Raw genomic sequence first — 19127 nt, forward strand, 5'->3', positions numbered from 1 at the left:
GGAAATAGGCGAATTATTCGTAAAATTTCTATCAGAATGTATTTATTCTACCGATAATGAAGGAGCATATATTTTTTTACTTCAGGAGGAATCGTCAATGAAAAAAACAGTCATCTTGCTAACCAGTCTGGCGTTAATGCTTGGCACCGCCGCAGGCACAACCTCAGCCAAACCGGGAAACACCCCAGCCGGACAATCAGGTAAAGAGGTATCGTCAAAAGCACCCAAAGACAAAGAAACTCAAATTGAGGAGAAACAGACCGAGGAAGTCGAGTCTGCTGACACGGTCAGCACTGAAGAAGACAACGTTAAGGATCCCTCAACATCGGAGACAGAGAATACAACCAACAATACAACCGAATCAACCGAATCCCAGAAAAAAGGCTCCAAAGGATATAAAGGTTTGCTAAATGCTATTCAACATGTGGAAGATAAACCGGCAGGTGCTGTACTAGCCGATATTTTGCTTGCAAAATATGCGACTGAGCTGACGGACGAACAAATCAAAGATCTTGAAGCTATCAATGAAAAGGACAAGGCGTTGGAAGCTGCAGCAGAAATGCTCGAAAAAAACGGTAGTGTGACTGACGCGGTGTATCTGCAGGAAGAAGCCATTAAAGCAAACTTTAAAAACCTGGATCTGTACAAAACAATGGGAAAACTCAATGAAAAAGCGGGTAAAAAGAATGGGGTGAAGCTGTATGTGAACGGAGAAGCTTCTGACTCCGAACCTTTTGTCAAAAAAGGCAACACGTTTGTTCCTTTTCGCGCTATAGCTGAGTCTTTGAAAGCCGAAGTGACATGGAATCCCGAAGAACGCTCCATCATTGTTACGAAGGATGGGGTGAGCATTAAACTTGTGGTTGACAGTAAGACTGCAACAGTCAATGGCAAAAACGTCTCTTTGGATGCGCCAGCCACTATTACAAAAGGCAGTACTTATGTACCCGTACGTTTCATAAGTGAGGCATTGGATGCAACCGTGCAATGGGAAGAAGAAAGTAAAACCGTCGTTGTTTATGAAGAAGAATAATATTGGATGCTTGTATTAAAATTCGACCAGTGAAACATATACACTTAAGAAGTCGCCTAATGCGACTTCTTCGTATTATCAGGTTAGCCAGTAATTACTGGTTGGCCTTTTTGTTATGAACGTATACGCGCATATCCAATATGCGGATTAGTATTGAGCATCCTAACAATGGTGCAACCTATCAGAGGTGTGCTTATTGAAATATTCAATCGATGAGGGAATTGACGGTCAGGATCGTTCATGATAATTTTATATCAATCACTAATGCCAATAAATCCAATGAGAGTAAGGGGTTATGTACATGTCATCGATCGTGCGTGCTGCCGCCGAAGATATACGAAGCAAGGATGCGGAACGGTTAATCAAGGAGCTGAGCGAGGAACTGGGATTGTTATATGGCGGTGATGGAACGGCAGGATTTCAGCCATCAGACGTGGAGGGACCTCGATCAGCATTTATTGTGGCCCGTTTGGACGGGTACCCTGTAGGTTGCGGAGCGATCAGACCTCTTGATAACACATCAGTGGAGGTTAAGCGCATGTATACACGCTCGGATTTTCGTCGCAAGGGGGTAGCTCAGGCCATTTTGACCGAAGCGGAACGTCTTGCCCTTGAGTTTGGCTACACCAATCTGAAACTGCAGACTGGTCCCAAGCAGCCTGAAGCGGCGGCTCTTTATGAAAGAGTAGGGTATTATCGAATCCCGATTTTTCACGGCGATTGGGATCAGGTGCTCGCTTATCAAAAAGATCTGGTGCTTAGTGCAACACAACGAAGCGGTGGATCATGACATAGACAGAGTAAGCAACGTTGATATTCGATTGGTCCTTTTATAGCGTCTATAGATCTCCAAATAAGAAACGAACCGAAATCTCCCACATGAATTTCAGAGATTTTGGTTCGTTTTTTGAATTCTACACAGAATCAGGAATGTTGAAATTCATTTACTCTTTTATGACGGAAGCATGTACTGCGTCTTGCATCTGGTTGTTATGGGCGCGGAATAATCCAAGACGCCAGAAGGCAGCACCTTTGAGATCATATCGCTTGGCAAGACCCAACTTATCATCTACGGAAGTCGAAGTCTCACTATTTAAGCTGATACCGAGCAAGAGCTTTTGTTTGGGCACGCCAGCATCCAGTGCAAGCTGGATGGCCTGATCGACAAGACTGTTCGGTTCGGGTACCTGCGATTTGGTGCCTACGGGATTATACTGGTAAGCCATAATAATCATATCATCCACTAGTGAAGCCAGCGTTTTGTAATCATAGCCTTTATATGCACTATTTAATGGGGGCACGGCCAACGATAAAGCGATGTCTTTCGGCAGGGCAGCCTTCAATTGCTTGACGTACTGGTTAAGGAGCTTTTGCTGATCCACAGCATTCAGTTTATAACCCAATCCTTCAAAATCAAGAACCACGCCTCCAAAACCCTTCTCTGAAATAGCTGTTGTAATGCCATCAATGGACTTCTGGCGCATGCTGTTATCACTCAGAACCTTGGTCAACTCTCCGTTTCCATCCAAAGCATAAACCATCAGATACGGTTTAATGTTCTGGTCCGCCGTATCCGAAACAATGGATTGAGCTGTAACGTCACCAGCAGCAGAAGGGAGGCGGTACTCATCACCCTGAAGTGTAAACTGACCCTCGCGATCAATACGGCTCCAGCCAAAAGCGACGGAGTTCATGGATGCCACCAAATCCCTTTCCTGGAAGGATTGCAGCGCATAGAAGGCTCTCAAGTGCATTTCGCGCTGAGGTGATACAAGCGAAACCGTACGGGTTGACTGGTTCCAGCTCACACCAACACCGAACTGACTACTAAATGAACTAAGTGGAATGAGCACTCGACCTTCCCGCTGAACAGGCGGGGCAGGCAGTTTTACCTTATCCCCATTGACGGTGGCTGTCGTACTTCCTACTTGCAGCAGAACTTCTGTCTTTTGTCCTTTCAGCGTACCTGTCGCTTTCACCGTTTGTGTCTTGCTGTTCCAAGTGATGTTGATGCCAAGAGCTTCTCCCACCGTGCGGAACGGGACGTAGGTAACTCCTTTGTCAATCCGCGGTTCTGCATCGAATTTCAGGGATACATCATCCAGCAAAACTGAAATGGCAGGTGCTGCATAGACATCACCGATGTTTGGTGTGGCTCCGAGCACGGATAAAGCAAGTAAGGTAGCAGCAGCCATTTTTCCAACTCGTTTATTTAACATGCTTTGTTTTCCTCCAACTTTTGAAATAGTAGTAGAATGACATATCATAGATAGGGTTAATCTAGCATACATCAGTATAGCAAAATTTTCATAGAGTTCCAATATTTCAAGAGTTTACTTGTATTCAAATAATAGAGAATATCAAAAAAGCCTCTCGGCTTTTCGAGAGACTTCTATTTCATCATATATAAAACAGAAAGATATGGTCTGGACATCATCTGGACTAATGGCTTTTTACGTCTGATTCGCGATTCCGGGATTATTTTCGGTTGCTCTTTACGTACGGATAGATCGGATCTTTTAAGTCAAAATCATATGTTGCTCCATTTACAATGCCTACCACTTTCTCACTGTCGTATAAATCGAGCAGGAATCCAGCCATTTGTGCAGCGGTGTGGAACTTCGGAACAGTGCTGTCATATTCAAAATGGTCCACATCAAATGAACGTTTTGCAAACTCGGTCTCTGTTGCAGCAGGTGCTAATACTTTGGCCTGCAAAAGCGCCCCTTTTTCTTGCAGCTCCTGAGCCAGTCCTTCGGTAAAGGCACTTACATAGAACTTGGTTGCACAGTAGGTGACTGCATCTGCAACAATGTTGTATCCACCACCAGAGGAAATATTGATGATTTGTGTGCCAACCACCTCTGCATAGTCCCGTACATAAAGAGAGGAGAGGATCGTCAGTGCTTCGATGTTCAGATGAAGCATATTCTCGATTTTAGTTAAGTTTTGTTCTCCGACAGAAGCAAAATTGCCAAATCCGGCATTGTTGATCCAGGTCTCAATGAAATACTCTTGAAGACTTCCGTAGAACTTATGGACTTGTTCGTTGACAGCCAGGTCAACGGTTCGAATAACGACATCCAGTTCCGGGTTGATATCAGCTACCTTGGATTTCAATTTTTCCAGTTCTTCTGTTCGGCGTGCGGCCAGGATCAAGTTTTTTCCGCGAGCTGCAAAAGCCAGGGCTGCTTCATATCCGATGCCTGAGCTGGCACCCGTAATAACCGTATATTTCATATATGTTCCTCCTCCGAATCAATCCATTTCATTTATTGTGGATGGACGCTGAATTGATTATACTGATTAGAGTTAACTCTAAGTCAAGAAGGACGCTGCGGAGGTTTTTAGATGCATACCATTGGTGAAACGGCTGAAATGTTGGGCATTAGCGCGCACACACTGCGATATTACGAAAAGGAACAGATTATAACTCCCGCTCGTGATGCGAGTGGAGACAGGCGATACAATGACTCTCACATTCAATGGCTGCAATTCGTGATCAAATTAAAAGAAACTCAAATGCCCATCGTAACCATCAAGAGATATGCCGCATTATTTTTGGAAGGGGACCATACCACATTGGATCGGTTGTCTCTTTTGGAAGAGCACAGACTCTCGATTCAAAATCAGATTGAAACATTAAAGACTGTAGATGTGATGCTTGAACATAAAATTAAGTTATATAAAGAATTTATCGTTAAACAAAAATAAACCGGAACACGAATTGTAAAACGTATTCATCATAAAAGCCGGATTACCCCATAGCGTAGGGGAATCCGGCTTTTAGATTATATTTTAATAGAGTAAATCCGGTTGACCGTATGACTTAAACGGTTGTTGCAACGTGATTTTCACGGGCAATCTTGGTTGCATCAACCATGTTGCGCAAGGAAGCGACCGTTTCTTCGAGTCCACGTGTTTTGAGACCACAATCCGGATTAATCCAGAACAGTTTAGGGTCCAATACACGCAATGCGCGTTCGATCATGCTGGTCATTTCGTCCACACTTGGAACACGCGGGCTATGGATATCGTATACGCCGAGTCCAATCCCCAGTTTGTAGGTGTTCAATTCAAAGCTGTGAATGAGTTCACCGTGACTGCGGGATGTCTCGATGGAGATGACGTCCGCATCCATCGCTTCGATGGAATCAATCATGTCATGGAATTCGCAATAGCACATATGTGTATGAATTTGAGTCGTATCTTGAACCGTGCAAGTGGAAATGCGGAAGGCTTTAACCGACCAAGCGAGATATTCAGCTTGCTCCGATTCCTTCAATGGCAACCCTTCACGAACCGCAGGCTCGTCGACCTGGATCATGCCAATGCCTGCTTGCTCCAGTGCTTCGACTTCTTGTCTCAGTGCATACGCCAACTGATATGCGATGTGCTCGCGCGGGATGTCTTCACGTACAAACGACCAGTTCATGATGGTAATTGGTCCAGTAAGCATACCTTTTACAGGACGTTGTGTCTGGGACTGTGCGTACTTGGTTTCTTCAACCGTCATTTCCCCGGTAAATGCGACGTCTCCAAAAATAATAGGTGGTTTCACGCAACGCGAGCCGTAGGATTGTACCCAGCCAAATTGTGTGAAGGCAAACCCCGCAAGTTTTTCGCCAAAGAACTCTACCATGTCCGTACGCTCAAACTCACCGTGCACGAGTACATCCAACTCGATCTCTTCCTGAATGTTGATCCAGATATCAATTTGATCCCGAATAAATGCAGCGTACTGCTCATTGTTCAACTCACCCTTACGCCACAATTGACGTGCTTTACGCACTTCCGCAGATTGCGGGAAGCTTCCAATGGTCGTTGTAGGGAAGAGGGGCAGGTTCCATTTCGCCTGCTGGGCAATATGACGCTCGGCAAAAGGACGGGAACGTTTCGGCTGTTCAACACTGAGTGATGCCACGGCCTCTTGAACAGCAACACGGTTGCGTTCTTCGGACTGCTGGAGTGCCTGAATGGTACGGTCAGACTTGTCAATCTCAGCGAGTATGTCAGCATCTCTTGAAGATAATGCTTTGGTCAACAGAACAATTTCATCTAATTTTTCATCTGCAAATGCAAGGGCGTTCTTCAGTTCGGATGTGAGCTTGGTTTCACGCTCTGTCGTTACCGGAACATGAAGCAAACTGCATGAGGATTGAACGATCAAACGTTCAGGCGTTACCAGTTCAGCCAGCTCAGCCAACAGCTTCAGTTTACCCGGTAAAGAGGCTTTCCAGATCCCACGGCCATCAATAACGCCAGCACCCAAAACTTTATCTGCCGGGAAACCGGACTTTTGAATGGACTGAATGTTACCCGTGAGCCCGTGTACAAAATCAAGCCCGATACCCTGAACCGGCAGTGCAACAATGTCGCTGTAGTTCTCCACGGATTCAAAGTAGGTTTGCAGCATAATGTTCAGACCCGGTACAGCAGCTGCAAATGTTTCATAAATTTTGTTCAGCAGCTGGACATCCGCATCCGTTGTTTTGGTAACCAGGATCGGCTCATCGATCTGTACCCACTGAACACCTTCATTAGCAAGCTCCTGAAGTACTTGAACATAGAGTGGAAGGAGGCGGTCCAGCCAAGCGTTTGTTTCGGATTTATCATAACCTTTGGACAGTTTCAGGAAGGTCAACGGTCCGACAAGAACCGGTTTTCCTTCAATACCAAGTTTTTCTTTGGCTTCACGATAAGCTGTAAGGGGTTTGTTCTCCGTAAGAGCAGGAGATGCACCGTCCAGTTCAGGCACGATATAGTGATAGTTGGTGTTGAACCATTTTGTCATTTCACTTGCTGCTGCATCTTTTGTTCCCCGCGCAATGCCGTAATAGACGGACAAAGGTACAGCACCACCGTCATATGTAAACCGCTTCGGAACGATCCCGAACATAACGGCTGTATCCAGGATATGATCGTAGTAACTGAAATCATTGACTGGGATGAGATCGATCCCTTTTTCTTGCTGCTTACGCAAATGATCTAAACGAATTTCCTGTAATCTGGCTTGAAACTCTGTTTCTTCGAGCTTTCCTGACCAAAATGCTTCCAACGCTTTCTTCCATTCCCGATCAGCACCAATTCGTGGATATCCCAATACACTGCTCTTCACCATTCGTAAAACTCCTCTGCAATATGTTACACAAAATTTATCACAGAATCAGAGTTATAATGTAATTCCATTAAATTATATCCAGCTATAGCCTGTGGCTATAGCAAGTCGAGAACACCACTGTCGATAGAGGCTGGGTTATTCGAATATTTTAGTATATAATGACGTTTGATCCAGGAAGGGAGAGGTATTCGATGTTGCATGGAATAAGGGCTTTCACAGGTTCAAGGCATTTCCAATTGAAAGAGGTTATTGAAGGTGTATTCGCTGCGATTGCAGTTCCCGGTACAGGTTCATTGGGCAATGCTGCAATCGTTGATCTAGGTGATGCAACGTTAGTTGTCGATACATTCACGTCAATACAGGCTGCAGAGGATTTGCAGGCAGCTGCCGAGTACCTCATGGGAAGAAAGGTTTCTTATGTAATCAACACACATTGGCATAGTGATCATACATGTGGCAATCAAGTATTTGTCCCTGCAGCTCACATTATTTCCACATCGATTACACGCGAAATTATGGATACTTTTGTAAGGGACAGAATAATGCAGCAGTTAGCAAAACCTGAAGCGATATATGAAGCTATAGACGAAATCGATGAACAAATCCAACGAGAGACGAACGAAAAGTTAAGACAGGAAATGCAATGGGATACTGCCAGTGACCGTGAATATATGAAGATGCTTCCCAATCTGGTATATTCATTGCCGAACTTAACTTTTGATCAGCGTATGACTATTCATGGCAGTAAGCGCAACGTTGAACTTATTACTTTTGGCGGGGGTCATACACAGAGTGATGCACTGGTCTATATTCCGAAGGACAGAATTGCCATAACGGGGGATCTGGTGTTATCTAAACATCATCCGGTTTTAATGTATGCCAACCCTCAGCAATGGCTGGATATTTTGGACAAAGTCGAACAGCTGGATATAGAAAGAATAGTACCAGGACATGGAGAAGTATGCTCGTTGAACGAACTGCATGAAGTCAGAGGCTACATAAAGAATCTATTGGAAATCGTGACCGATGCTGCTCAAAGAAACCAGAGTTTGGACGAGATTACTATACCATCAGCCTATCAGAACTGGTTCTTTACTACGTATTTCAAGTCGAATTTGCAAAGCCTATATAAATGGATCAAGAAAATTGGTAAATAGACTCAGTACAGTGGCTCCTTAACAAATGTTGGGGAGTTTTTTTGTTTCTTCAACCGTTTTTTTAAGCTCGATTAGAAGGTACAGCTACACTTGATGCATAATAATGATAACTAGATAAATTGAATTTAACATTTACACGAGAACGGAGAGGACAGAAATAACCTGAAGAAGCGTAGCGGTCGCCTTTATCCCCGGATTTTCCCTTTGAAAAAGGGAATCCAAAAAATCTGGGGATAACAGCGATCGGAAGGTTGTTCTGTCATCGGAGTGGCAAGTGTAAATATTCTTTAATTCAGTTTATATAGATCCTTGTTACGCTGGAAAATGTGGAAAGGGTGATTGGATGGGTGTTCCTACTTTTCTTGAAACAGGTCATATGACAGAAGGTCTTCCGATCCGGGTGATTCATACCGGTAATCCGTTTAATTTTGCAGCCCACTGGCATGAAGAGGTGGAAATGGTTGTCGTGAATGGGAAGAACGCAAGAATAGGTGTGAACAATCATGTGCATGAGTTGAAACAAGGAGATGTGCTGCTTATCAAACCAGGAGATGTTCACTGTTTCTTGCCGGGCACCAATCATTTAACGATTATTCAGTTTCGATTGGAGCTCCTGACGGGAAGTTTCACAACAGATAAGGAAGCACAGCATCTTCGAGAGCTTTTCAATAAAACGGTGGTCATCCCGTCCAACATCAGTACAGAGAAAAATATGGGAAAATATATAGATGCCTTATTGAATGAAGAGAAGGATCAACAGGTCGGGTACCGCTGGTTAATGGTGGCCAGACTGTACGATCTTATTGTTCATATGCTGCGTACGAAGGCTCCGATTACAGATGAATTAAATTCAGGCTTGCCCTGTACCGCTTCCAAAAAGTTCGAATTTCTGGAATCCGTCTGTACGTATCTGGAGGAGCACTATGCAGAGCCGATCAAGCTGGATCAGGTGGCGGAGCATATCAAATTTAGCAAGTTTCATGTATGCAAGCTGTTTAAAGAGATCAAGGGAATCACGCTCATGGAGTATCTGAATCATTTTCGGATTATCAAATCGGAGTGGGCGTTGCTGTTCCGTGAGGAATCCATATTGGATATCGCCATGGGGCATGGGTTTAATAATGTGAACTCGTACAATCGTCTTTTCAAAAAATATAATCACTGTACACCCTCCGAATTTCGCAAAAAGCATCGCAAAAATATCACAACCTATGAAGGATGATTCGCAATATTTGGTGAGAAACCCCTCTCTAAAATCCATATACTCTAATAAATTGTAAGCGTTTCCTTTTTGAAGGAGGGGGCCTATGAAGAACTTGAAGCTGAAGTATATCTCCATCATTGCACTTATAAGCGCAATAATCATGGTAACCGGTTGCCAGTCAGGTGGAGCGAATCCAAACAAGCAAAAGGAGATTACGGTATGGAGTTTTACGGACGAGGCACATTATGCGATTGAGAAATTCGAAGAGAAGTATCCCGACATCAAGGTGAACTTTGTCAATATCCCTGGTAATTTCTATATCACCAAGTTGAAATCCGCACTCCAGACAGCGTCGAAGGCTCCAGATGTGTTCATGATCGAGAATGGAAATATAAGAGAACTGATTGATGTACCTTATCTGGAGAATTTGTCGGCAGCACCGTATAACGCCAATGAACTGATCCCGGAGCAGTATGCTTTTGTGCAAGCGAATGAGAAGGATAGCCAAGGAAATGTCAAGGCAATTGGCTACCAGGGAACGCCCGGGGGCATTTATTACCGAAGAGATCTGGCCAAAAAATATCTGGGCACGGATGATCCCGAAAAAGTGGCGGCGCAGATCGATACTTGGGAGAAAATATTCGAGATTGGAGAGAGGGTAGAGCAGGAAAGTGGCAATAAAGTACATGCCCTTGCCAACTGGAATGCGATATCCAATTCATATGATGGTATTCCATGGGTCAAAGACGGAAAGCTTGTCATTGATCCAACCTATATGCAGATCCTGGATCTGGTTCGGGAAGCCCGCGAGCGGCATGTACTTGCCGAATATGAAGATGGAAGTGCTGGATATGCTGCTTCCATGCAGAAAGGCGAAGTGATGTTCTATCCTGGCGCAACCTGGGCGTTGCAATTTACCTTCAAGGCCAATGCTCCCGATACGGAAGGGTTATGGGGCCTTGCACCAGGTCCGTCAGCGTTCAGTGCAGGTGGAACCTATATCGGCATGTACAGCAAAAGCGACAAAAAGGACCTGGCCTGGAAGTTTATCGAGTTTTATAACTTTGATCATGATTTCCTGACCAAGCTTGCGCAGGAGCAAGACTATTTCACAAGTAATATGGTGGTGAATGATGAGCTGGCTAAATCCGTAACCTCAGCCTATTTGGGCGGGCAGAAGCACTTTGAGTTTTTCTCGGAAGCCGCCAAGCAGATTCCTGTATATGAACGAACCAAGTATGACACCGTCATTAACAATGACATTTTCAAAATTGTACTTCAGTTGTATCTCAACAAAGACATCCAGACCAAGGAAGAAGCGATAGAACGAATCAAACGGGATGTCAAATTGAGATTTCCGGAGCTGGAAGTGAATTAGCTTGGAAGTAAGCGAATGTCTTTTTATCATCCGATGACTGGAGGTACAGAATATGTTTGCCAAATCGATCCGCAAAGACCATTACGGCTACTATTTCATAGCTCCGTTTTTTATTCTTTTCGCCATTTTTGGATTATATCCAATCCTGTATTCGCTGTATATCAGCTTTACCAACTTTGACGGGATCACCACGCCTGACTTTGTTGGTATCGGCAATTATGTTGCTGTTCTGCAAGATCCCCTGTTCTACAAAACCCTTTTTAACACGCTATTTATTTGGGGAGTTTCTGTAGTTCCACAACTTACGGTTTCACTGGTGCTCGCCTTTATTCTCAATGATAAGTTGCTTAAGGGAAGAGATATTTTCAGAGCGGTTTATTTCTTTCCCAACATCGTTACCGCTGCTTCGCTGGGTCTGCTTGTGAGTCTGATCTTCGATTGGCAATCCGGCGGATTGAATCATTTTTTGGTTCAGGCAGGACTCATTGATAACCCGATTAACTGGAAAAATGATCCCTGGTTCATGCGGCTGATTGTCTCTTCCATTTTATTTTTTCAATACTTCGGCTATTCCATGGTCATCTACCTTGCAGGTCTTCAGGGAATTGATCCGGCTCTGCAGGAAGCAGCTCAAATGGATGGCGCCAAGAAAAAGCATATTTTCATTCACATTATCGTTCCCATGTTACGTCCAATCATTTTGTTTCAGATGATCACATCCATCATTGGAGGCATTCAGATTTTTGATCAGCCGTTTACGTTAACGAATGGAACGGGCGGCCCGGACCGTGCAGCCATGACCAGTATTATGTACTTGTATAATGTAGCCTTCCAGAGTACGCGCTTTGGTTACGGGGCGGCCATTGCATTCTGTCTATTCATCATCATTATTCTGCTCTCGGTTGTATCCTTTATGATGACGAAGCGCAAAAGCCGTGCGTAGGGAGGGGGAAAAGAAATGCAGACCGTAAAACCAATCGAACGACAAAACGCTGCTTTACAGCAATATGCCAGTATGAGGCGTCTGACACTGGGAAAGGTCGTTATTTATCTGTTTCTGATTAGCCTCGCCGTAATTTGTATCATTCCATTTTATCTCATGCTGATCTATTCCACGCACAACAATGCTACGATTGCATCGACATTCACGTTTTTGCCCGGGCCCTTTTTGGTAGATAACTATATGAACATGGCTTCCAAAATCAATATCTGGCGCGGGTTTGCAAACAGCTTTTTCATTGCAGGAACGTCGACATTGTTATCCTTATACATCGGTTCCCTTACCGCATACGGCTTCGCCAAGTTTAAATTCAAGGGTCGCACCGGCTTATTCCTGTTTCTGTTAGCAACGATGATGGTGCCCGGACAGCTGGCTTTGATCGGGATGTATCGTCTGTTCAGTACATTGGGAATGCTGGACAGCTATGCAGCAATTATTTTGCCCGCAGCGGCGAATGCATTTAATGTATTCTTTATCAAACAATTCATGGAGAGCAGCATTCCTGATGAGATTATCGAATCTGCCCGTGTGGATAGTGCGGGGGAGTTCCGCACATTCAATCAGATTGTACTGCCTATTCTCGGACCGGCCATTTCGGCGCTTGGCATCTTCACCTTTATCGGCTCATGGAATAATTTTATCACACCGCTCGTCCTGTTTTTCTCCCTGGATAAATACCCGCTTCCGGTGCTCGTGGCTCTGGTGCAGGGGTACTACGGCATGGATTATGGACTCTTATACCTGGGCGTTGCCATCTCGATCTTGCCTATTATCATTGTTTTTGCGATATTCTCCAAGCAAATTATAGGCAGTGTTGCCTTGGGAGCAGTTAAAGGATAAGCATATTATTCGGAAAAAGTCGCCAGATGGCGGCTCTTTTTGTTTTGACGGGTGAAAAACACGGGGGAAATTCATTTTGAAAGCCCTTTCTAAATCTGTGATATACTACGAATTAACTGCCAAACGATGGATAAAAAGATATTTCTCCTGATTGCATGGCCTGTGTGTTCACTCACTTTTTCTTGTAAAAGGGGATGTCATGATGTTTAATGTTCTTGTTGTTGACGATGAGTACGTTCAAAGAGAAGGCATTAAGGATTTGATCTCTCACTACGGCTATCCCTTTCAAGTATGGGAAGCTGAGAACGGGAAGAACGCTGAACGAATCTTGGTTCAGAACGCGATTGATATTCTCATCACGGATGTCAAAATGCCTCTTATGGATGGACTGGAGCTTAGCAAACAAGCCCGGAAAACGCAGCAGAATATAAAAATTGTCATCTGCAGCGGTTATGATGAATTTGAATATGCCCGCAGTGCGATTCGGCTGGGCGTGGTTAATTATTTGCTCAAACCACTGGTCAGGGAAGAGTTTCTACAGGTGATGGAGGATATTACGCTGTTCCGTCCTTATGGTGGAGGTCCCGAACCGGAATCTGCGGAATCAAAGGTCATTCGACAGGTGAAGGATTATGTGAAGGATAACCATCAGAGAGATATTTCCTTGTCCGAGGCAGCCCACGATGTGTATCTATCTCCAGGGTATTTGAGCATTTTGTTTAAAAAAGAGACCGGGCAGAACTTCTCGAAATATTTAACCGATTACCGTTTGCGGCGTGCAAGCCATCTATTGACTCATTCGAATATGAAAATCATTGATATTGCAGAGGCCGTTGGCATCGACAATCATTCTTATTTTGCCAAGCTTTTCAGAAACAGGTTCGGCGTCAGTCCGATACAGTTCAGAGAGTGCGGGGTGCTTCATGATCGGATGGATCAAGAGCAAATTCAATGATATCAGGTTCCGAAACAAGCTGCTGCTGTCGCATTTGGTGATTGCACTCATTCCGATTCTTCTGCTTGGGCTGCTCTCCTTCATTCAGTCCTACCGAATTCAAATGAAGGAGCTGCGGAGCGAAGCAGAAGCGAGTCTGGAACAGGTGTCCAACATTATGGATTATAAAATTAATCGGTACAATACGCTAAGTGAGTTCATGGTGCTTAATCGGGATTTATCTCAAATATTCACAAAAGACTACGAAGAAAATTATTATCTTATGTATCTGGATTTCCGGGACATTCTTGAGCCATTGATCTCGAACATCCGGCTGATGGATGATGATATTGAGAGCATCACCTTTTATACGTCCGGGGAACTATTGGGAATACGCAACAACATTTTGCCAATTGGGGATCTCAAAAGCAAGGCATGGTATGACGGCTTTCGAGGCAGGCGGTGGATTGTGGACGGGGAGAAGCTTTATCTCGTTCAGGAACTGATCAGCAATCCGAAAGACAGCAATTTTATGGTGATCTCCATTCAGCATGATAGCATCTTTGCAGACCTCGACAATCTGTCGGAACATGTGGCCGTTCATATTGAGGACGCGAAGCAGCATGTGATATTCCAGGAAAACCAAGAGCGTGCTGCTATGGCTGCAGGTTTGAAAGTTGGAGAATCTGGCGATCTGAGTCTTCACCGCTCGCTCGCCAACAACGGCTGGACGATTCACTATAATCTGCTGAATACCAATGCGTACGCCAATGCAATGAGTATTTTTCAGATTACGCTGTTTGTCATCATCCTCAGCCTGATGATTACCTTCCTGCTCATTTATGTCATATCCAATAACTTTACGCAGAGAATTATCCATATTAAGAATAAGGTGGACAAGGTGGAGCGGAACAATCTGGATGTGATTATCCGAAGTTCATCCAGGGATGAATTCGGTGAGCTGACGAACGGCATTGGCAAGATGCTAAACAGGATTAACAGCCTGATCTCCCAAGTGTATCACGCCGAAATTGCCAAGAAGGAAAGTGAGTATAACAAGTTGATCAGTCAGATTAACCCCCATTTCCTGTACAATACCCTATCATTCATACGGTGGAGGGCTGAGAAGAAGGCTGATATTGAGACGAGTTATATGGTATCTGCGCTCGCCCGTTTCTATAGAACAACACTAAACCAGGGAAGGCATATGGCCACTATTGAGGCTGAGGTGCAGCATATTAAGGCCTATCTGGATTTGCAGCTCATCATGAACGATGGCCGATTTGATGTGGATTACCATATCAATGACGAGGTATTACATACCGAGATTATTCATTTTATTTTGCAGCCGATTGTGGAAAATGCCATCAAACATGGTTTTGTGGAGGCAGATGGGACAGATTATCATATTCACATTGCAGTTTGCCGGGTGGGAGAGGACATTAAATTAACTGTTCGTGATAACGGTGTTGGCATGACGTCTGTGCAGACGATACGGTTGCTGACCGGGGAGAATGGCGGGTGTGGTGTCCGGAATGTAAATGATCGAATTCAGCTGTATTACGGCCCAGATTACGGGCTTGTTATTCACAGTGAGCCAGGCAGCGGAACCGAAGTCTCTGTCGTCCTTCCTGCCTTATAAGTTGTTTATATACTCAGATCATAGTTTTGGTAAATAAGCGGTTGCTGTTGCAACCGCTTATTTGGTTCCAGTTTCGGATCTTTAAATACAGAGAAATAAAGTGAAATGTGCAGGTCATAAAAAAAGTGGTACATATCCGAAAAATGTGGCATATACGCCATTTTTGAAAACGCATACAATTTGGTTATCAAAAGAAAATCACATAAAGGGGATGACAGGATGAACAAACGCAGAACGATGGCTACACTGCTGATTGGCAGTATGATGATGGCTGTATTCAGTGGATGTACCAGCGGCAATAACGAGAGCGCACAACCGCAAATTTCACAACAGGACTATGAACCTTACGGTAAATACGAGTCGCCCGTAGAATTTACGATTGGCCGGAATACCAATCATGTGAACAACCTTCCTGCCGGCGATACCATTGAAGACAATCTGGCTACCCGCTATGTAGAAGACCGGGTGAACGTCAAGGCCAAGGTGGCTTGGGAAACAGATGATATGGATCAGAAGCTGTCACTTTCAATGACCACTGGCGATCTGCCGGATGTAATGCTTGTCAGCCGCGAAATATTTAATCAGCTGGTGGATAACGATCTGATTGCCGACATGACGGAGGTTTACGAGAAGACAGCATCCGAGGGCGTTAAAAATATTTATGGTTCCTACGGAGATTTGCTGCTGAACCAGGTGAAGGTTGACGGCAAAATCATGGGTCTTCCCATGACCAATATCGGAAACCAGCACCAACTGCTGTGGGTCCGGAAGGACTGGGTGGATAAAGTCGGCGCGAAGCTGCCGGAATCCGTCGAGGATGTATGGAATCTCGCCAGAACATTTGTGGAGAAGGACGTTTCGGGAACAGGCAAGACGGTAGGCATGGTCATGGATTCCAACGCAATGAACTTTACACCCATCTTCGCTGCACATGGTGCCTTTCCAATGAACTGGATACAGAAGGATGGTCAGGTTGAATATGGATCTGTTCAGCCTGAAGTGAAGCAAGCGCTGACAGAACTGAGCGCCATGTATAAAGAAGGCTTAATTGATAAACAGTTTGCTGTGCGGTCGAATGAAGAGAAGGAAGCCCTTGTTATCAACGGACAGGCCGGAATGGTATTTAATCCATGGTGGATCGGCTACACCAACTACAAGGATTCCATCAAGCAAGATCCTGAAGCCGTCTGGGTTGCCGTATCTGCACCAGTCGATAAGAATGGCAAGTTTAAGACAATCCGGCAGGACCCTGTGGGCGGAGGTATAGTCGTTGTGAAGAAGGACTTTGCGCATCCTGAAGCGATTATGAAATCAGTCAATTTAACAACAGATTTCCTGTACTCCTTAACGGAAGACGCCATTAAATACAAGAAAGATCATCCCGACGAGCTGCTGACCGATGCTAGCCGCTGGAACAATGATCCTACCCAGATTCCGATGCAAGTGGATTATGATGATGTACTTAAGCGTTATTACGATGATCTGATTAAGGCAGATGAGGCAGGTGATGCTTCTGCTGTTCAGGAAGATCGAGTGGTTTCTTTCAAGGCCTATCAGGAATTCAAAGAAAAAGGAAATGCGATTGATGCAAATACCTACGGAGAATACCTCTCGCGGATCGAGGGACAGCGTGAGGCAAACAACCCGAACCTGGAAGTGATCCCCGCAGGCTTTTATGGAACAACCGAAACCATGAAGCTGAAGTGGGCAAATCTGCAGAAGCTCGAAGAGGAAACCATGCTCAAGATCATTATGGGGGAAGCGCCTGTAGATGAGTTCGATAATTTTGTCGACACTTGGAAGCGTACGGGCGGCGATGAGATTACAGAAGAAGTTAACGAGATGAGCAAGAGATGACGATTGCGTGAGCTTGGGTGCGGAAGCCTGATCGTGGCCTTCCGCACGGGCTTTCGCCGATAAAGTCTGTCCAATTAGGCACATGATGGAGGTGGAAAGGACAATGGCGCCAATGGAAACAACCGTTAATCAAGAAAGGGAAGTGCGTTACCGGAGGATAAAGAAAAAGAAACGTAAAACTTTTGACGAAATGACCTATCATTTTATGCTGCTGCCTGGCATGGTCATGCTGTTCATTTTCTCAATTGTGCCGATGTTCGGGGTCGTGATGGCCTTCCAAAAGTTTATTCCCGCCAAAGGCATATTCGGTTCCAAATGGGCAGGGCTTTCCAATTTCACATATATGTTTCAACTGCCGGACGCGAAGCAGATTTTCATTAATACATTAGTCATCGCAGTCGGAAAGATTGCTTTAGGGTTGATTGTACCTATCGTATTCGCTCTGCTGTTAAATGAGGTTCGTCTAAAGGTATTCAAGAGCTCGATTCAAACGATTGTCTATTTGCCGCACTTTATGTCCTGGGTAGTTCTGGGCACGATGCTGACGATGATCTTTTCCTTCGATGGCATGGTAAACAACTTCCTTGAGTTTCTTGGCCTGGAGCGGATTATGTTTCTGGCGAGCAATGACTGGTTCAGACCGCTGCTCATTGTAACGGATACATGGAAGGAATTTGGTTACGGGACGATTGTCTATCTGGCGGCATTAACGGCGATTAACCCCGCATTGTATGAATCCGCCGCAATGGATGGTGCAAGTCGCTGGAAACAGACACTGAACATCACGCTGCCAGGCATGTTTCCAACCATTATCCTGTTAGGCACACTGAGTCTTGGCAATGTGCTGAATGCAGGCTTTGACCAGGTGTTCAATCTGTATAATCCGCTGGTATATGAAACAGGCGATATTATTGATACATTTGTGTATCGTATGGGTCTGATCAACATGCAATATTCATTTGCAACTGCGATTGGACTGATGAAATCGGTCATCAGCTTTGTGCTGATCGTGATTTCCTACAGGCTGGCTTCGAGGTATGCGGGATACAGAATTTTCTAGGAGGGTTAGCATGATTCAATCCAAATCGCTTGGTTCCAGGCTATCCCGCCTGTTGATCCTGATTACGTTGATCCTGATTACGTTCATATCCCTGGCGCCGATCGTCAATACCATTATGGTGTCCGTCAGCAGCAGTACGGCTGTGAATGCAGGTCGGGTCTACTTTTTTCCAGTGGAGCTGAATTTCTCATCGTATGGGCAGATTTTGAATGATACGAAGTTTTGGAAGGCTTTTCTGATCTCGGTCGAGCGGGTGGTGCTTGGGGGAGCGATCAACATGATTTTGACGATTCTCATGGCCTATCCGTTGTCACGAAGCGTCACACAATTCAGATCGAGAAACACATATATGTGGATTATCGTGTTTACCATGCTGTTTAGCGGCGGAATCGTTCCCTGGTATATGGTAATCAGCAAGCTGGGGTTGATCAACAGCATATGGGCCTTGGTTCTGCCGGGGGCCGTTCCTGTCTTTAATGTGATTCTGCTCATGAACTTCTTCAAGGGAATTCCAAAGGAACTGGAAGAGGCCGCATTCATTGACGGTGCCAGTCCGCTTAAAATTCTGCTTAAAATCTTCATCCCCATTTCCATGCCGAGCCTGGCAACGATCATGCTGTTTGTCATTGTCGGGCACTGGAACAATTTCTTTGACGGCATCATTCTGATTAACGACAGTTCAAAAATACCGCTCCAGACCTATCTGCAGCAGCTCAGCCTCACAAGGGATCAGATGCAGAATCTTTCGGTCGAACAGCTGCAGCAGTTTAATAAAATCTCCAATACCACACTGAATTCTGCCAAAATTCTGGTATCCATGATTCCGATTCTGCTGATTTATCCTTTTCTGCAACGTTATTTAATCCACGGAATCGTTCTGGGTGCTGTAAAGGAATAATTC

At 44.8% G+C, this 19127-nt stretch carries 16 protein-coding genes; 13 read left to right on the forward strand and 3 right to left on the reverse strand.

Going from position 1 to position 19127, the window contains the following annotated elements; genetic code table 11:
- Positions 1–97 precede the first annotated feature (97 nt).
- Both PPA03S_RS01270 and PPA03S_RS01275 read left to right on the forward strand, forming a co-directional pair.
- Positions 98–1033, forward strand: coding sequence for a copper amine oxidase N-terminal domain-containing protein (locus PPA03S_RS01270; protein ID WP_062319016.1), 936 nt, complete (start codon positions 98–100; stop codon positions 1031–1033).
- Positions 1034–1334: 301 nt separating this feature from the next.
- Positions 1335–1823, forward strand: coding sequence for a GNAT family N-acetyltransferase (locus PPA03S_RS01275; protein WP_062319017.1), 489 nt, complete (start codon positions 1335–1337; stop codon positions 1821–1823).
- A 154-nt stretch (positions 1824–1977) separates the two neighbouring features.
- Here PPA03S_RS01275 and PPA03S_RS01280 read toward each other — a convergent pair whose 3' ends face one another.
- Both PPA03S_RS01280 and PPA03S_RS01285 read right to left on the reverse strand, forming a co-directional pair.
- A complete protein-coding gene (locus PPA03S_RS01280; RefSeq protein ID WP_062319019.1) occupies positions 1978–3252 on the reverse strand; it encodes a stalk domain-containing protein in 1275 nt (424 codons plus the stop codon).
- Positions 3253–3511: 259 nt separating this feature from the next.
- Positions 3512–4273 carry an SDR family NAD(P)-dependent oxidoreductase gene (locus tag PPA03S_RS01285; RefSeq protein ID WP_062319021.1) on the reverse strand — a complete coding sequence of 254 codons (762 nt, stop codon included), beginning with the start codon at positions 4271–4273 and terminating at the stop codon, positions 3512–3514.
- Positions 4274–4384: 111 nt separating this feature from the next.
- Between PPA03S_RS01285 and PPA03S_RS01290 the strand changes: the two genes are divergently transcribed.
- The gene (locus PPA03S_RS01290; protein ID WP_062319023.1) at positions 4385–4747 is read left to right on the forward strand and encodes a MerR family transcriptional regulator; all 363 of its coding nucleotides are present in this window, start codon (positions 4385–4387) and stop codon (positions 4745–4747) included.
- Positions 4748–4862: 115 nt separating this feature from the next.
- On the opposite strand, the gene metE is transcribed toward PPA03S_RS01290, so the two are convergent.
- Positions 4863–7154 carry a 5-methyltetrahydropteroyltriglutamate--homocysteine S-methyltransferase gene (gene metE, locus PPA03S_RS01295; protein WP_062319026.1) on the reverse strand — a complete coding sequence of 764 codons (2292 nt, stop codon included), beginning with the start codon at positions 7152–7154 and terminating at the stop codon, positions 4863–4865.
- Between the two features lie 236 nt (positions 7155–7390).
- On the opposite strand from metE, the gene PPA03S_RS01300 reads away from it, so the two are divergent.
- The 10 genes from PPA03S_RS01300 to PPA03S_RS01345 all read left to right on the forward strand — a co-directional run bounded on the left by PPA03S_RS01300 (position 7391) and on the right by PPA03S_RS01345 (position 19124).
- Positions 7391–8311, forward strand: coding sequence for an MBL fold metallo-hydrolase (locus PPA03S_RS01300; protein WP_245683483.1), 921 nt, complete (start codon positions 7391–7393; stop codon positions 8309–8311).
- A gap of 376 nt (positions 8312–8687) precedes the next feature.
- A complete protein-coding gene (locus tag PPA03S_RS01305) occupies positions 8688–9533 on the forward strand; it encodes an AraC family transcriptional regulator (RefSeq protein WP_167665960.1) in 846 nt (281 codons plus the stop codon).
- Between the two features lie 85 nt (positions 9534–9618).
- On the forward strand, positions 9619–10893 hold the full coding sequence (locus tag PPA03S_RS01310) for an ABC transporter substrate-binding protein (RefSeq protein WP_062319032.1): 1275 nt from the start codon (positions 9619–9621) through the stop codon (positions 10891–10893).
- Positions 10894–10945: 52 nt separating this feature from the next.
- Entirely contained in the window at positions 10946–11836 is an 891-nt protein-coding gene (locus PPA03S_RS01315; RefSeq protein ID WP_062319034.1) for a carbohydrate ABC transporter permease, read from the forward strand.
- 15 nt (positions 11837–11851) lie between these two features.
- Positions 11852–12733, forward strand: a complete 882-nt coding sequence (locus PPA03S_RS01320) for a carbohydrate ABC transporter permease (RefSeq protein WP_062319035.1) — start codon at positions 11852–11854, stop codon at positions 12731–12733.
- 199 nt (positions 12734–12932) lie between these two features.
- Positions 12933–13688: a response regulator transcription factor gene (locus tag PPA03S_RS01325; protein ID WP_062319037.1), complete on the forward strand. Its 756-nt coding sequence runs from the start codon at positions 12933–12935 to the stop codon at positions 13686–13688.
- Complete coding sequence (locus tag PPA03S_RS01330; RefSeq protein WP_062319039.1) at positions 13657–15309, forward strand: sensor histidine kinase; 1653 nt, start codon at positions 13657–13659, stop codon at positions 15307–15309. Before PPA03S_RS01325 ends, PPA03S_RS01330 begins: the two co-directional genes overlap by 32 nt.
- A gap of 219 nt (positions 15310–15528) precedes the next feature.
- Positions 15529–17166: an extracellular solute-binding protein gene (locus PPA03S_RS01335; protein WP_062319042.1), complete on the forward strand. Its 1638-nt coding sequence runs from the start codon at positions 15529–15531 to the stop codon at positions 17164–17166.
- A gap of 190 nt (positions 17167–17356) precedes the next feature.
- The gene (locus PPA03S_RS01340) at positions 17357–18226 is read left to right on the forward strand and encodes an ABC transporter permease (RefSeq protein WP_062319875.1); all 870 of its coding nucleotides are present in this window, start codon (positions 17357–17359) and stop codon (positions 18224–18226) included.
- 10 nt (positions 18227–18236) lie between these two features.
- Positions 18237–19124: a carbohydrate ABC transporter permease gene (locus tag PPA03S_RS01345; protein ID WP_062319043.1), complete on the forward strand. Its 888-nt coding sequence runs from the start codon at positions 18237–18239 to the stop codon at positions 19122–19124.
- Positions 19125–19127 lie beyond the last annotated feature (3 nt).

Origin of the sequence: Paenibacillus pabuli NBRC 13638 (assembly GCF_001514495.1) — a bacterium.
Taxonomy (GTDB): Bacteria; Bacillota; Bacilli; order Paenibacillales; family Paenibacillaceae; genus Paenibacillus; species Paenibacillus pabuli.

What these genes read in the sequence shown, in the direction of transcription:
- PPA03S_RS01270 (WP_062319016.1), top strand. Translation starts at nt 98, where the DNA reads ATGAAAAAAACAGTCATCTTGCTAACCAGTCTGGCGTTAATGCTTGGC.
- PPA03S_RS01275 (WP_062319017.1), top strand. Translation starts at nt 1,335, where the DNA reads ATGTCATCGATCGTGCGTGCTGCCGCCGAAGATATACGAAGCAAGGAT.
- PPA03S_RS01345 (WP_062319043.1), top strand. Translation starts at nt 18,237, where the DNA reads ATGATTCAATCCAAATCGCTTGGTTCCAGGCTATCCCGCCTGTTGATC.
- PPA03S_RS01280 (WP_062319019.1), bottom strand. Translation starts at nt 3,252, where the DNA reads ATGTTAAATAAACGAGTTGGAAAAATGGCTGCTGCTACCTTACTTGCT.
- PPA03S_RS01305 (WP_167665960.1), top strand. Translation starts at nt 8,688, where the DNA reads ATGACAGAAGGTCTTCCGATCCGGGTGATTCATACCGGTAATCCGTTT.
- PPA03S_RS01310 (WP_062319032.1), top strand. Translation starts at nt 9,619, where the DNA reads ATGAAGAACTTGAAGCTGAAGTATATCTCCATCATTGCACTTATAAGC.
- PPA03S_RS01320 (WP_062319035.1), top strand. Translation starts at nt 11,852, where the DNA reads ATGCAGACCGTAAAACCAATCGAACGACAAAACGCTGCTTTACAGCAA.
- PPA03S_RS01325 (WP_062319037.1), top strand. Translation starts at nt 12,933, where the DNA reads ATGATGTTTAATGTTCTTGTTGTTGACGATGAGTACGTTCAAAGAGAA.
- PPA03S_RS01290 (WP_062319023.1), top strand. Translation starts at nt 4,385, where the DNA reads ATGCATACCATTGGTGAAACGGCTGAAATGTTGGGCATTAGCGCGCAC.
- metE (WP_062319026.1), bottom strand. Translation starts at nt 7,154, where the DNA reads ATGGTGAAGAGCAGTGTATTGGGATATCCACGAATTGGTGCTGATCGG.
- PPA03S_RS01285 (WP_062319021.1), bottom strand. Translation starts at nt 4,273, where the DNA reads ATGAAATATACGGTTATTACGGGTGCCAGCTCAGGCATCGGATATGAA.
- PPA03S_RS01330 (WP_062319039.1), top strand. Translation starts at nt 13,657, where the DNA reads ATGATCGGATGGATCAAGAGCAAATTCAATGATATCAGGTTCCGAAAC.
- PPA03S_RS01340 (WP_062319875.1), top strand. Translation starts at nt 17,357, where the DNA reads ATGACCTATCATTTTATGCTGCTGCCTGGCATGGTCATGCTGTTCATT.
- PPA03S_RS01335 (WP_062319042.1), top strand. Translation starts at nt 15,529, where the DNA reads ATGAACAAACGCAGAACGATGGCTACACTGCTGATTGGCAGTATGATG.
- PPA03S_RS01315 (WP_062319034.1), top strand. Translation starts at nt 10,946, where the DNA reads ATGTTTGCCAAATCGATCCGCAAAGACCATTACGGCTACTATTTCATA.